This window comes from Planococcus sp. BI3, assembly GCF_056680115.1.
The window spans coordinates 1123329-1138383 of the sequence record NZ_CM155266.1; the positions used below are offsets into that span (position 1 = coordinate 1123329).

At 46.0% G+C, this 15055-nt stretch carries 14 protein-coding genes and 1 riboswitch; all 14 genes read right to left on the reverse strand.

Translation table 11 applies throughout. The annotated features are described in order from the left end of the window. Window positions 1–34 precede the first annotated feature (34 nt). The 14 genes from racE to AC1MEO_RS05755 all read right to left on the reverse strand — a co-directional run bounded on the left by racE (window position 35) and on the right by AC1MEO_RS05755 (window position 14846). Window positions 35–838 (reverse strand): glutamate racemase, encoded by an 804-nt coding sequence (gene racE / locus AC1MEO_RS05690; RefSeq protein ID WP_480336030.1) that lies wholly within the window; start codon window positions 836–838, stop codon window positions 35–37. A gap of 16 nt (window positions 839–854) precedes the next feature. Further along, entirely contained in the window at window positions 855–1307 is a 453-nt protein-coding gene (locus AC1MEO_RS05695) for a MarR family winged helix-turn-helix transcriptional regulator (RefSeq protein WP_480334933.1), read from the reverse strand. Window positions 1308–1382: 75 nt separating this feature from the next. Next, window positions 1383–1850 (reverse strand): acyl-CoA thioesterase, encoded by a 468-nt coding sequence (locus AC1MEO_RS05700; RefSeq protein ID WP_480334934.1) that lies wholly within the window; start codon window positions 1848–1850, stop codon window positions 1383–1385. 335 nt (window positions 1851–2185) lie between these two features. Then, the gene (gene sdhB / locus AC1MEO_RS05705) at window positions 2186–2956 is read right to left on the reverse strand and encodes a succinate dehydrogenase iron-sulfur subunit (protein ID WP_480334935.1); all 771 of its coding nucleotides are present in this window, start codon (window positions 2954–2956) and stop codon (window positions 2186–2188) included. 22 nt (window positions 2957–2978) lie between these two features. After that, window positions 2979–4727: a succinate dehydrogenase flavoprotein subunit gene (gene sdhA / locus AC1MEO_RS05710; RefSeq protein WP_480334937.1), complete on the reverse strand. Its 1749-nt coding sequence runs from the start codon at window positions 4725–4727 to the stop codon at window positions 2979–2981. A 45-nt stretch (window positions 4728–4772) separates the two neighbouring features. Beyond that, window positions 4773–5387, reverse strand: a complete 615-nt coding sequence (locus AC1MEO_RS05715; protein WP_480334939.1) for a succinate dehydrogenase cytochrome b558 subunit — start codon at window positions 5385–5387, stop codon at window positions 4773–4775. A 406-nt stretch (window positions 5388–5793) separates the two neighbouring features. Further along, window positions 5794–7020, reverse strand: coding sequence for an aspartate kinase (locus AC1MEO_RS05720; protein WP_480334940.1), 1227 nt, complete (start codon window positions 7018–7020; stop codon window positions 5794–5796). 123 nt (window positions 7021–7143) lie between these two features. Beyond that, window positions 7144–7318, reverse strand: a riboswitch (Lysine riboswitch). 37 nt (window positions 7319–7355) lie between these two features. Further along, a complete protein-coding gene (gene uvrC / locus AC1MEO_RS05725) occupies window positions 7356–9152 on the reverse strand; it encodes an excinuclease ABC subunit UvrC (protein ID WP_480334941.1) in 1797 nt (598 codons plus the stop codon). Between the two features lie 54 nt (window positions 9153–9206). Beyond that, the gene (gene trxA, locus AC1MEO_RS05730; protein WP_480334942.1) at window positions 9207–9521 is read right to left on the reverse strand and encodes a thioredoxin; all 315 of its coding nucleotides are present in this window, start codon (window positions 9519–9521) and stop codon (window positions 9207–9209) included. A gap of 156 nt (window positions 9522–9677) precedes the next feature. Then, entirely contained in the window at window positions 9678–10643 is a 966-nt protein-coding gene (locus tag AC1MEO_RS05735) for an electron transfer flavoprotein subunit alpha/FixB family protein (protein WP_480334943.1), read from the reverse strand. Window positions 10644–10888: 245 nt separating this feature from the next. Further along, the gene (locus AC1MEO_RS05740; RefSeq protein WP_480334944.1) at window positions 10889–11662 is read right to left on the reverse strand and encodes an electron transfer flavoprotein subunit beta/FixA family protein; all 774 of its coding nucleotides are present in this window, start codon (window positions 11660–11662) and stop codon (window positions 10889–10891) included. A gap of 20 nt (window positions 11663–11682) precedes the next feature. Further along, entirely contained in the window at window positions 11683–12456 is a 774-nt protein-coding gene (locus AC1MEO_RS05745) for an enoyl-CoA hydratase (RefSeq protein WP_480334945.1), read from the reverse strand. A gap of 17 nt (window positions 12457–12473) precedes the next feature. After that, on the reverse strand, window positions 12474–13058 hold the full coding sequence (locus AC1MEO_RS05750; protein ID WP_480334946.1) for a TetR/AcrR family transcriptional regulator: 585 nt from the start codon (window positions 13056–13058) through the stop codon (window positions 12474–12476). A gap of 96 nt (window positions 13059–13154) precedes the next feature. Continuing rightward, window positions 13155–14846: an AMP-binding protein gene (locus tag AC1MEO_RS05755; protein ID WP_480334947.1), complete on the reverse strand. Its 1692-nt coding sequence runs from the start codon at window positions 14844–14846 to the stop codon at window positions 13155–13157. Window positions 14847–15055 lie beyond the last annotated feature (209 nt).

Sequence of the window (15055 nt, forward strand, 5' to 3'; positions counted from 1 at the left end):
GCGATAACGACAAAAACCTGAGGGCTGTGGGCCCTCAGGTTTTTGGAAATCGAATCGAATGTATGATCGGTTCATCGATCCCCAACCATTTGTGGATGATGGAGCCAAAAATCTGCGTAGACCCCGATGTATAGAAATGATGCACCGGCGGCTGGCTCCATTCTGCAAATTGTTTTTTATAACTTAAGTAAAGCTCGACGTCCTTTGCCGTTTCTTCGGCTGACGACAGCACATGCACCGTGTCGCCAAGCGTTTCTTCAATAAAGCCTTGCAGCAATGGATAATGCGTACAGCCCAGAATCGCCGTATCGAAATCCTCATGGGCAATCACCGCGAGGGTATCCTGAACAATCCGCTGAGCGAACTCGCCTTCGTATTCATCACTTTCAACCAATGGGACAAAGCGCGGACAAGCCAGCTGCACGACATGCGATGATGAAACCAGTGACAAGATTGCTTTTTCATAAGCCCCGCTCTCCACTGTACCCAATGTACCTAAAACGGCAATTTTTTTCGTCGTTGAAGATTTGATTGCGGCGCGTGCCCCAGGGAAAATAACCCCGATCACTGGGATCGGCAGATTTCTCTGCAGAGAGTAAAGCGCTGCAGCAGTTGCGGTATTGCAGGCGATGACCAGCATTTTAATATTCTTTTTCATCAATGCATTGGCCATTTGCCAAGTGTATGTACGCACTTCTGAAAGCGGACGTGGTCCATAAGGGCATCTGGCATTATCACCGATATAATAAATCTGCTCATTCGGCAATAGTTTCATTATTTCTTTTGCGACGGTAAGTCCACCGACTCCTGAATCAATTACTCCGATTGGCGCATTCAACGTCATCGCCTCTATCCTATTTCATGTTTTTGTGCATTTTTTCAAGCAAAGCAGCAAATTGTGCCGCTTCTTCTAACGTGAAATCCGCTAATACAGTCGTTAAGTATTCCTGGCGCTTCTGAATCACTTCTTCAATAACCCGTTCGCCTTCTTTTAATAATTTAATCCGGACGACGCGCCGATCCTGCTCTTCACGAATACGGACAACCAGCTCATTTTTCTCCATGCGGTCAACCAAATCAGTTGTGGTGCTGAATGCCAGAAACATTTTATTCGACAGATCGCCGATGGTCATGTCTCCATGTTCAAACAGCCATTGCAGTGCAACGAATTGAGGCGGCGTAATCGTATAGGAATTTAAAATTTCCCGGCCTTTTTGCTTGATGATCCCCGAAATATACCGCAGTTCCTTTTCCATAAAGGCTATACGTTCTAAATCATGGCTGATGCCTTGCTTGTCATCATTCATTATTAGTTATCACTCCTCGAAAAACCTATCTTATTCTTATAGTGAAGGTTTTTTATTGATATAGCAAGAACTCGCTTATTTTTTCGCGGCAGCCAATTGCTCTGCCCGGAGCATTTCAATATCCTGCGCTGTCCAGGGATATCCCTTGCCTGTCTGCTTTGAAATCTGGACAATCGTCCCTCGTCCGGTAAAGCAGGTCTCGCCTTTTTCATTGACCGTCCAGTAATGGACATCAACCGAAGAAGTGCCAACACGCGCAATCTTGACATAGACGTCCAGTTTTTCATCAAAAAAGACCTGCTGGACAAAATCCACCTGCATATCAGCTACGACCGGAAACAACTCGTTGCCTTCTTCAAGCCAACGCCGCATCAAGCCCATTTCCTTCATGAATTCAATCCGCGCAAATTCAAAATAAGCGATCGGCACCGTATTATTGACATGCCCGAACATATCGGTTTCAGAAAAACGGACATGAACCGGAGCTGAAAAAATAAATTCCTGCTTCCATTCTTCAAAATTTCCAATATAACTCGCTTTCATAGGAAAACCTCCGCTAAACTTTAAATGTTAAAAACTTCTTTCTCCCAGTTTTTCCGCCGCTTGAGGCAAAGCTTTCGCAAAATGCCTGTCTCCCCAGTTTCCCCAACACCTGGACGTGCCAGCGCTAAGAGTGCTGCAACTTTGAGATTTTCTGTGTATTTCCAACAAACAGCAACATGACTCTATAAACGATGTCTTCTTTTGCACAGCTTACATTAGTCAAACTCTAGTTATCTATTTCATTTTCTTAGTATATCAAAAACTACAGTAAAGAGCAGTCATTTTCTAAAAACGGCAAATTAAAAACCCCGCCGCAGCGGGGTTTCCATTAAATACTAGTCAACCATTCTGTCGCTTCCGAAGAAGTTACGGAACATTTGAACAGTGGTGTCGCGGTTCAACGCTGCGATTGAAGTTGTCAAAGGAATGCCTTTTGGACAAGATTCTACACAGTTTTGAGAGTTACCGCATCCTGCTAATCCGCCTTCACCCATAATTGCGTTCAAACGTGCATCGCGGTTCATGGCACCCGTTGGATGAGCATTCATCAAACGAACTTGTGAAAGTGGTGCAGCTCCGATGAAATCGGATTTATCGTTGACGTTCGGGCATGCTTCAAGACATACGCCGCACGTCATGCATTTAGATAGTTCGTAAGCCCATTGGCGCTTGCGTTCAGGCATACGTGGTCCATCTCCAAGGTCATGCGTACCATCGATAGGCACCCATGCTTTAACTTTCTTCAACGAGTCGAACATGCGGCTGCGGTCAATGACAAGGTCACGGACAACAGGGAATGTTTTCATCGGCTGAAGACGGATCGGCTGTTCCAACTGGTCGATGAGAGCAGTACACGATTGACGTGCTTTGCCATTGATGACCATTGAACATGCGCCACAAACCTCTTCCAGACAGTTCATGTCCCAGTTTACAGGAGTGGTTTTTTTCCCTTCCATGTTGACAGGGTTACGACGAATTTCCATCAATGCCGAAATGACATTCATGTTCATCTTATATGGCAATTCGAACTTTTCCCAATACGAATCTTCATCCGTAGAGTTTCTGCGTTCGATTTCAAATAGTACCGTTTTTGCTGCTTCACCCATGGTAAATTAGCTCCCTTCAATATTATGCTTTTGCTGAATAATCACGTTTACGCGGCGGAATCAACGATGTATCGACTTCTTCATAGTGGAAGATAGGTGCATCAAAGCCATTGAATTTAGCCATCGTTGTTTTCAGGTATTCCTCATCATTACGTTCCGGGAAATCCGGTTTGTAATGCGCGCCGCGGCTTTCGTTGCGGTTAAGCGCCCCGATTGTGATCACCCGTGCTAAATGTAGCATATTTCGCAACTGGCGTGTGAACATTGCGCCTTGGTTGCTCCATAGCTGCGTATCGGTGATGCTGATATGGTTGAAACGTTCAAGCAGTTCCTGGATTTTTTCATCCGTCTTCTGCAAACGATCATTATAGCGCACCACTGTTACATTGTCCGTCATCCATTCGCCAAGTTCCTTATGCAGAACGTAAGCGTTTTCGGTGCCGTCCAATGCCAAAATCTCTTCCCATTTACGTTGCTCTTCCGCTTCATGCTTATCATAGATAGCTGAAGGAAGATCTTCCGCCAACACACCAAGGGCGTTGACATATTCAATAGCGTTCGGTCCTGCGACCATACCGCCATAAATCGCTGAAAGCAATGAGTTTGCGCCCAGACGGTTACCACCGTGTTGAGAATAATCACATTCACCCGCTGCCAAAACGCCAGGGATGCTTGTCATCTGGTGGTCATCGACCCATAATCCACCCATTGAATAATGGACAGCCGGGAAGATTTTCATCGGTACTTTACGAGGGTCATCACCTGTGAATTTCTCGTAGATCTCGATGATTCCGCCGAGTTTAATATCAAGCTCTTTTGGATCTTTGTGTGAAAGGTCCAAGTAAACCATGTTCTCGCCGTTAATGCCGAGCTTTTGGTTAACGCAGACATCAAAGATTTCACGTGTTGCGATATCACGTGGAACCAGGTTGCCGTATGCAGGATATTTTTCTTCAAGGAAATACCAAGGCTTACCGTCTTTGTAAGTCCAAATACGTCCGCCTTCTCCACGAGCCGATTCTGACATTAAGCGCAGTTTATCGTCTCCTGGAATTGCTGTCGGGTGAATTTGGATAAACTCACCGTTCGCGTAGTATGCACCCTGTTGATAGACGATGGAAGCCGCTGAACCTGTGTTGATGACAGAGTTCGTCGATTTCCCGAAAATGATCCCCGGTCCGCCGGTTGCCATAATAACAGCATCCGCACGGAACGATTTGATTTCCATAGTCGTCATATTTTGAGCTGTAATTCCTTTAGCTACACCCTGCTCGTCGAGAACAAGACCAAGGAATTCCCAGCCTTCATATTTCGTGATCAGTCCGCTCACTTCGTAGCGGCGAACCTGCTCGTCCAATGCGTACAGCAATTGCTGGCCAGTTGTAGCACCGGCAAACGCTGTTCTATGGTACATAGTCCCACCAAAACGACGGAAATCCAAAAGGCCTTCCGGTGTACGGTTGAACATAACGCCCATACGGTCGAACATACGGATAATCCCAGGTGCTGCATCCGCCATTGCTTTTACGGGACGCTGATTCGCAAGAAAGTCTCCGCCGTAAACAGTATCATCAAAGTGGATATCCGGAGAATCCCCTTCACCTTTTGTATTGACCGCTCCGTTGATCCCGCCTTGTGCACATACTGAGTGGGACCGTTTAACTGGAACGATTGAAAATAAATCGACGGGAGAACCTGCTTCTGCAACTTTAATGGATGCCATCAAGCCAGCAAGGCCGCCACCGACGATCGTAATTTTGCCCTTCGCCATGTTAGTATTCACTCCTCTTTTAGTTCACCAATGATTGAAACATTCTTAAACGAATGCAAACAATGCTCTGATACCAATAACCGATAATACAATAAATACTAGAAGCGTGAAATAAGTTGTGTATCGCTGTGCTGTTTCGGATTGTGTAATTCCCCAAGTAACAAGGAAAGACCAAAGTCCATTTGCTAAGTGGAAAGTTGCGGCTAATACACCCAGAATGTAGAATGCCAACATCCATGGATTGCTCAAAATGTTTTCCATCATACTGAAATCAGCTTCAGCAGCTGCTCCAATAGCGACTTGGAATCTTGTTTCAAAAACGTGCCAAGCGATGAAGACTACCAGGAAGACCCCTGTATAGCGCTGTGCAACAAACAAAATATTGCGCATATAGCTATAATGCCCAGGATTGTTCTTCGCAGTAAACGCTATGTATAGGCCATAGAACGCGTGATACAAGATCGGTAAATAAATGACAAATATCTCCAGGAAAATAACGAATGGAAGACTTGCCATGAAGTGAGATGCATTATTGAATGCTTCTACTCCTTGTGTAGCAAAATGGTTGACGATTAAGTGCTGTGTTAAGAATAAACCGATAGGTATAATCCCCAACAATGAGTGCAGCCTGCGCATTAAAAATTCGCGATTGTTATCCAAAAATTTTACCCCCCTCAAAACATTAATTGGCAGCGTTCAAAGCTAACGATATTACGAAAGCACCTGAAGCCGCACACCATCATGATACAATAATATGACATATTTATTGTACTCCCCCCCTATAGGAGCGTCAAGGCAACGAAGCTCTTTTAAACAGATAGTTATCAAGCGTTTTGTACGTGAAAGCCGTCCTCCCTGCAACAAGATAAGTCAGAATGTAACCGTTTTAATGGAATTATGCTAAAAAGCGATTCTCTAATTGAGAATCGCTTTTTCTTTCGAATTCACTCTATTGCACTGATATCAGCATTATCTCAATATCGCCATTGAGAATTTGAACGTTTTGTGAATTTTGTCACTTACTTTGTTCTAGGGCTTGATTTCTGGTTGCTGAAATGCCCTTTTCTTAAGAAGAGTGGACTTCAGACAATCCATAGGCTTCATGTAAAGCATTCGCCGATTTTTTCATATCCGATTCCGGCACCACCACCGAAATTTTGATTTCAGATGTACTGACCATTTTCACCGGAATATCCTGGCTTCTTAAAATATCGAACATCCGCGCAGCTACGCCCGGATTGGACACCATGCCTGATCCCACAATCGATACTTTCGACAAATCAATCTCGGCATTGAACGACAGGAAGCCAATTTCATCTTTTGATTCTGTCAGGACACGGCGTGTTTCTTCCAGGCTTTCCTGAGAGATGGAAAATGACACGGATGGCGGAAACTCATCACTGATGCTTTGGACGATTATGTCCACATCAATTTGATTTTCGGCAAGCTTCGTGAAGATATTGGCAAGCGATCCATTAAACGGCTTTTTGTAGGTTACAGTTACACGCGCGATTCCAGGTTCAAAGGCAACGCCTCTGACGATTAAGTTTTTCTCCACAGTGATCACCTCTTGTATGATGGTGCCAGGCTCGTCTGAATAACTTGCTCTGACGGATAATGGTACATTATTGTTTTTCGCGAACTCAACTGCACGCGGATGCAGGACACCCGCCCCGAGATTGGCAAGCTCCAGCATTTCATCGTAGGAAATCTGTTCCAGCTTGCGTGCACCAGTTACATAGCGCGGATCGGATGTATAGACACCGTTGACATCTGTATAGATTTCACATTTCTCTGCTTTCAAGGCAGCAGCAAGCGCGACAGCGGTCGTATCAGAACCGCCGCGGCCGAGTGTGGTGATGTTGCCGATCCTATCAACTCCCTGGAAGCCGGCTACTACACAGAAATAGCCGTTTTCCAGTACACGTTCAAGGCGTTCCGTATGAATCTGTTCAATGCGTGCATTGCGCGGCACGGACTCTGTCTCGATTCCCGCCTGCCAGCCAGTGAAAGATAAGGCTTCATGGCCCAGCTTTTTGAAAGCCATCGCCAGCAGCGAAATGGTGATCTGCTCACCGGTAGCCAGCAGCATGTCCATTTCCCGCTTTGGCGGTTCAGAAGAAATCTCCCCCGCCAGCCCAAGCAGTGTATCGGTCGTTTTTCCCATGGCTGAAACGACGATGACCACCCGTTTGCCTTTTTCCTTTTCACGGATGGCCCGCTCCGCCACTCCGATGATTTTTTCAGGTGTTGCAACAGACGTTCCTCCAAATTTCATGACGATCGTTTCCATTTCATCCACTCCCACATTTAGTATGTGGCCCTCAATATGGCTGGCAGCAAAACCAGGCACAAAAAAAGGCAGCTCACCGCAACCGCGGCAAACTACCTCTTTCATCATGTACGAAAAACGTCCATGTGAGATAGCCCTCCAGAGATTGACTCTGACAGCTCTGCACTTCTTAAATGCAGAACCAGCATGCGCAACAGCAGTTACACGCACACTTCGGCGACCGCCCCTTTCACCATTCATCTCAGATTCTGCAAATCTCCGAATGCTTACTATTGACGTCCGCGCCTCTATCATCACTTTTACAAGTGATTCAATTATTCTCTTACGTTAACATGTTATGATTCGCTTGGCAATGTGTCCTCTGCAAAATGCTGATTGATGGACAGTGCCAGCGCTTCCGGCATTCCTGCCTGTTTGATGTCTTCAACAGATGCTTCTTTGAGTTTCTTGACCGACCCAAAATGCTTCAGCAGCTGCTGTTTGCGTTTCGGCCCCACTCCTTCAAGGCCATCAAGTGCCGACTGAATTGAATTCTTGCCGCGCAGCTGGCGGTGGAAGGTGATGACAAACCGGTGGACCTCATCTTGAATCCGCTGCATCAGGTAAAAGGCTTCACTGGTCCGCTTGAGCGGCACAATTTCAGCAGGTGAACCGTACAGCAATTGAGAGGTCTGGTGCTTGGCATCTTTTGCCAGTCCTGCAATCGGAATCGACAAACCAAGTTCATCCTCCAGAATTTCACGCGCCGACTCCATCTGCCCTTTGCCGCCATCAATAACGATTAAATCCGGCAAAGGCAGGCCATCTTTCAAGACACGCGAATAACGCCGGCGGATAACTTCACGCATTGCCGCATAATCATCCGGTTTGGAAGCGTTGCGTGTTTTATATTTCCGGTAATCCTTTTTGGACGGCTTGCCGTCAATGAATGTAATCATCGCAGAAACCGCATCGGCTCCCTGGATATGCGAGTTATCGAAGGCCTCGATGCGCAAAGGCGTTTCGATGTTCATCGCTTCTCCCAGATCTATACAGGCGCCGACTGTCCGTTCTTCCTGGCGCTCCAGCAGCTGGAACTTCTCCTTGATGGCGATCTCCGCGTTTTTTTTGGCCAACGCCACCAAATCCTTTTTCTTTCCGCGCTGTGGAACGAGTACCCGAACGCCGAGCCATTCCTTCAGCATTTCCGGATCGTCCGCTTCCGGCAAGAGGATCTCACTGGGTTTGACATGATTCGCCTTTTCATAAAACTGGCCCAGATAAGTCAAAAACTCTTCTTCCGGATCCCGGTAAAGCGGAAACAGCGAGACGTCGCGTTCAATCAATTTCCCTTGACGCACAAAAAAGACCTGGACGCACATCCAGCCTTTATCGACTGCATAGGCAAATACATCGCGATTGGTGAAGTCGTTCATCGCCATCTTCTGTTTTTCCATGACGGTTTCGATCATGTTAATTTGGTCGCGGTATTCCATAGCACGCTCAAATTCCAGGTTCTCTGACGCTTCAGACATCTTTTCGACCAATTGCTGCTTCACTTCACGGAACCCGCCATTGAGAAATTTGGTGATGCCGTCGATCATTTCCTGATAGGTCTCTTTTTCAACAGGTTTGACGCAAGGTGCCAGGCATTGCCCTAAGTGGTAATAAAGGCAGACACGGTCCGGCATGGTATGGCATTTCCGTAATGGATACAGACGGTCCAGCAGTTTTTTCGTCTCAGCTGCCGCATAAGCATTCGGATACGGCCCAAAATATTTCCCTTTGTCCTTTTTCACCTGTCTGGTGGTGATCAGCTTGGGATGGCGCTCTCCCGTAATCTTCAAATACGGATAGCTTTTGTCATCCTTCAGCATGATGTTGTATTTGGGATCGTATTTCTTGATCAAATTCAATTCAAGAATCAGTGCTTCTTTATCCGAAGACGTGACGATATACTCGAAATCCTCGATTTCATTGACCAGGCGCTGTGTTTTTGCATCATGGCTGCCTGTAAAATAGGAACGCACACGATTTTTAAGAACTTTCGCCTTGCCGACGTAAATAACGGTCTCCTGGCGGTCCTTCATCAAATAACAACCCGGCTGATCAGGCAATACTGCCAATTTGTGATGAATCAATTCGTTAGCCATCTATTATCTCACCCTATTAAAAAACCGGGTACCATCACTGGACCCGGTTAAGAATTATGCGTGTTTTGCAACCAATTCAGCTAAAGCTTCTTTCGGTCTGAAACCAACCACTTTATCAACTGTCTCTCCGTCTTTCAATAAAAGCAAAGTCGGAATTGACATGATGCCGTAATTTCCAGCTGTTTCCTGGTTTTGATCCACATCAACTTTTACGATTTTAACTTTATCGCTCATTTCAGCGTCTAATTCTTCAAGTACTGGAGCGATCATTTTACATGGTCCGCACCAAGTTGCCCAAAAATCTACTAAAACGAGTCCTTCTGCTACTTCTTGTGAAAAGTTCTGATCTGTACCGTGTACGATTGCCATTAATAATTCCTCCTTATGATTAAACCAAACTATAATACAGAGTATAGCATGTGGTAAAAACACTAGCTATTTTTTTGCCTACTCTTCCAATACCCGGCAACTAGCGGTGTTAAACAGAAAACGGCGGCGGGTCTAGTGACCTGCCGCCGTTCAAAATTACATAACTTTCTTGAATTCTTCCGTCAGCATCGGGATGACTTCGAACAAGTCTCCAACAATGCCGTAATCCGCGACTTTAAAGATGTTCGCTTCCGGATCTTTGTTGATCGCGACGATCACTTTCGAGTTGGACATGCCGGCCATGTGCTGGATCGCACCGGAAATACCAGCTGCGATATACAGGTCAGGTGTCACCACTTTGCCTGTCTGTCCGATTTGAAGCGAGTAATCGCAATAATCCGCGTCACAAGCTCCGCGCGATGCCCCAACAGCTCCTCCAAGAAGATTCGCCAGTTCCTGCAACGGCTCAAATCCGTCTGCACTCTTGACGCCACGGCCTCCAGCTACGATGACTTTCGCTTCCGAAAGATCGACGCCTTCTGTTGATTTGCGCACGACGTTTTTGATGATGGTGCGAAGGTTCGTGATATCTACCGACAACGAAGTGACTTCGCCAGAGCGTTCCTGCCGTTCAAGCGGTGCAATATTGTTTGAACGCACCGTGATGAAATCGATGCCTTCTTTCAGCTTCACTTTTTCGAATGCTTTCCCAGAGAAGATCGGGCGGATGAAAACGGCCTCATCGCCTTCGCCTTCAATGTCCGTAACATCTGAAATCAATCCAGCTTGTAGCTTGGACGCGATTTTCGGTGCCAGGTCTTTGCCGACTGCCGTATGGCCGAAGACAATGCCTTCCGGGCTTTCCTGTTCAACGACTGCCATGAATGCCTGGCCGTAGCCGTCAGATGTATAGGATTTCAAGTGCGGATGTTCAACCGTTACCACACGGTCTGCACCGTATGCAATCAATTCAGCGCCAAAATCAGCCACCGAGTCACCGATCAACACGCCTACCACTTCGCCGCCGCCAGAAATTTTCTTAGCCGCTGCAATTGCTTCAAATGAGACATTACGCAAAGCACCTTCGCGCGTTTCGCCTAACACTAATACTTTTTTCGCCATGGTCCGTTTACCCCCTAAGTAGATGTGAAAATATAGATGGAATGTTTAATTGCCGTTAGTTTAATGGAAGTATCCCGCTTTTAAGCTTTTCAGAGCTGGACGGGCACTTCCGCTTTTCGGTGTCCAGACTCCAGTGCCCAACTCTTCGGGTCATAAGCCAACCCGGCTTTGCGGCGAAAACATGCCGCTTCGCCAGATTGTCTTACCCCTGTCAGAGCTGAACGGGCACCTTCGCTTTTCGTTATTTATATAACCTTCGCTTCGTTGCGCAGCAAGCCGACCAGTTCGGTTACCTGATTGGAGATGTCGCCTTCCAGAATGCGGCCAGCCGCTTTTTTCGGCGGCAGGTAGATTTCGATAGTTTCTGTTTTCGCTTCGACATCGTCTTCTTCGATATCCAGGTCATCCAGTTCCAATTCTTCAAGCGGCTTTTTCTTCGCTTTCATGATGCCTGGAAGCGACGGATAACGCGGCTCGTTCAAGCCCTGCTGAGCGGTTACCAGAAGCGGCAATGACGTTTCCAATTCTTCCGCATCGCCTTCGATATCGCGGGTGATGGTGACGGTTTCACCGTCGATGCTCAAGCTGGTGATGGTCGTTACATAGTTGATGCCCAGCAAATCAGCCACACGTGGTCCGACTTGTCCAGATCCGCCATCGATGGCGACGTTGCCCGCTAAAATCAAATCAGCTTCTTTATCTTTTAAATATTCAGCCAGTATGTACGCAGAAGTAAACTGGTCCATTTCTTCAACATCGTCTTCTGTATTGATCAAGACGGCTTTGTCAGCGCCCATCGCCAGTGCTGTGCGCAGCTGTTTCTCGGCTTCTTCGTTGCCGATTGTGACCACTGTCACTTCGCCGCCGTGTGCATCGCGGACCGTGATGGCTTCTTCAATGGCGTATTCATCGTATGGATTGATGATGAATTCCGCGCCGTCTTCCTGGATTTTCCCACCTGAAACGACGATTTTCTCTTCTGTGTCAAACGTACGTTTTACCAATACATAAATGTTCATGAACGTAAACCTCCCGAGTATTATTTCCCTTTAAATTGTGCTTCACGCTTTTCCAGGAATGCCTGGATTCCTTCTTTTGCATCTTCTGAAACAAAAACGGTTCCAAAAGATTGTGCTTCAGCATTTACGCCTTCGTAATATGAAGCCGGCTTGGCGTACTGCAGCATCTCGATTGCCACTTTCACAGAAACTGGACTTTTCTTCGCAATCTTGCGGGCGATTGAAAGCGTTTCCGAAAGTAGGTCTTCTTCTGCATAGGCACGGTTTGCCAAGCCATATTGCGCTGCTTCCGTTCCGGAGATCGGATCGCTCGTCAACAGCATCTCTGCCGCTTTTGCTGCTCCTACATACCTTGGCAGGCGCTGCGTTCCAGCAAATCCAGGAATCAACCCTAGTTGAAGCTCCGGCAATCCCAGTTTAGCATTTTCAGTGACAAATCGCATGTGGCAACTCATGGCCAATTCCAATCCGCCGCCTAAAGCCGCTCCGTGGATCGCCGCGATGACTGGCTTATGGAAAGTTTCAACGCGTTCAAAAACTTTCTGGCCACTCGCTGATAATTTTGAAAATTCTTCTCCTGAAGATACTTGCGTAAACTCCTTGATGTCAGCCCCTGCAGAAAAGAATCTTCCTTCTCCGTGCAGGACGATGACGCGAACCTCTTCATCATTTTCCACTTGGTTCAACAATTCATCGACTTCCAAAATAAGCGAACGCGATAGTGCATTTGCCGGCGGGCGATTAATCGTCGCGACAGCTACTCCATCTTCTTTTTTCCAACTGATAAATTCCATCCAATGAGCCCCTTCCTTTAAGCCTGCATGCCTTTCAGCAGCAGACGCTGAACTTGTGGTGCGAGTTCGACTAGATCGTATTTATGATCATTCATTACCCATGTGGTAATGGTCTCATCCATTGTACCAAATACCATCTGCCTGGCTAAACGAATATCCATTTCCGCATCAAATTCTCCATCTTCCATGCCTTTGATCAAAATCTTGTCCATCAGATTCAAATATTCCCGCAGCACGTTATTGATCTTCATGCGGATTTCGTAATTCGACTGCCGCAATTCAAGTTGCGTGACAATCGCGAGATGGATGTCGCTAGCCAATAACTCGAAATGACTTTTGATCATCAGCCCCAGTTTGGTTGACGCATCCAAGTCGCGGGAGATGATCTGTTCCAGCTTGCTGACGAAAATACCCATCTTTTCCTGAAATACAGAAATGAGGATGTCTTCTTTATTTTTAAAATACAAATAGATTGTTCCGTCGGCTACACCGGCTTGTTTGGCTATTTTCGAGACCTGGGCCTGATGATAGCCATTTTCAGCGATGACAATAACGGCCGCATTGATGATTTGTTTATATTTCGGCTTATCTTTTTTTATCATGTTGTCACCACCCAAAAAAATATGAAAATATGAATGGCGATTCATTCATATTTTCATATTATAGTTTATTCATTAAAGTGTCAAGCTTTTATCCATTTACGATGAAACTGCTTCGCTCTGCTTAGCGACCTCTTCGTCCACCAGTGAACGGCGCAGGATTTTCCCAACTGCTGTTTTCGGCAGTTCTTTACGGAATTCATAAACGCGCGGCACTTTGAATGAAGCCAAGTGTTCTCGGCAATGCGTATTGAGTTCTTCTTCTGTAACATTATAGCCTTCTTTCAGCACAATGTATGCTTTTACCGTTTCCCCGCGATATGGATCTGGTATTCCGGCAACTACGCATTCCTGAATGGCTTCGTGTTCATACAGGACTTCTTCGATTTCACGTGGATAGATATTGAAACCGCCTGCGATGATCATGTCTTTTTTGCGGTCAACGATAAAGAAATGGCCTTCATCATCCATATAGCCAAGGTCTCCAGTCAACAACCAGCCATCTACGATCGTCGCAGCGGTTTCTTCTGGTTTATTCCAATAGCCTTTCATCACTTGCGGGCCTTTGATGGCAATTTCACCAATCTCGCCGTTCGGTACGGGAGTTGTCGTGCCTGTCTGGAAGATTTTGCAGTCGGTATCCGGATACGGGAAGCCGATCGAGCCTTTCGTCCGTTCTCCCCACACCAGATTCGAATGGGTAACCGGAGACGTTTCAGTCAATCCATAGCCTTCCACCAGTTTTCCGCCAGTCAGCTTTTCGAATTTCTCCTGTACTTCCGCTGGAAGAGGTGCAGAACCACTTAAACATGCTTCAATAGAAGATAAATCATATTTAGCAATATCCGGATGGTTCATCAATCCGATATACAAAGTCGGCGCACCTGGGAAAAGGGTGGGCTTTTGCTTGTTGATGGTCTTCAATGCCGTTTCCGGATCGAATTTCGGCAGCAACACCATTTTATTTCCTTGCATGACCGATAAGATCAATACCGTCGTCAAGCCATAGACATGGAATAACGGGATGATTCCCATGATGGTTTCTTCCCCGTCTTTGGTTTTATACAGCCAGCTGTCACACATTGTCGCATTTGAAATGATATTCTTATGCGTCAGCATAACGCCTTTCGGTGAACCGGTTGTACCTCCTGTATATTGCAGCAAAGCCAGGTCTTCCTCAAAATCAAACGGCGTTTCGACAACAGTCGGCTGTGCGGTCTTCATGATTTCAGTGAACAGATGATTGATGCCTCTGTGTTCGACTTTCACAGTCATGCCGTATTGCTTTTTCTGGATAAACGGATAAACCAGGTTTTTTGGAAATGCAAGGTAGTCCTTGATGCCGGTGACGATGACATTTTCCAAATCTGTTTCCTTTAATACTTTCGAAATCCTCGGGAATAAAATATCCAGCCCAATAATGGCTTTTGCCCCTGAATCTTTCATCTGATAGGAGATTTCCCGCTCTGTATATAAGGGGTTGGTCATGACAACAACTCCGCCGGCATAAAGGATGCCGTAAAAACTGATGACTGCCTGTGGACAGTTGGGCAGCATGATCGAAACTCTATCGCCTTTTTTGATGCCCAGTTTTTGAAGGTAATTGGCGAACTTCATGGAGGATTGATAGAGTTCCTCATAGGTAAGTTCTTTGCCCATAAAGTGAATCGCCACTTTTTGTGGAAACTTCTCATAAGCCCTTGTTAAATATTCCTGTACAGGCATACTTGGATATTCGAGCGTATGCGGAACTTCCGGTGGATAATGTGCAAGCCAAGGCTTTTCTGTCATTCTTTAGACCTCCTAATATTTTTTAGAATCGTGCGAATATTCCTATTTTTAATTATAAAGAATAATGATACCGCTTTCAAACTTTATTTCTAAAAGTTGAATATAAATTTTAAAGGTTGGATCCTGTTGTGCTTAAATTCAAGAAATTTCCTTTCGCGCCGGCCAATATGAATATAAATTTTCTCCACAAAAAAAGCCAGCTCAAAGGC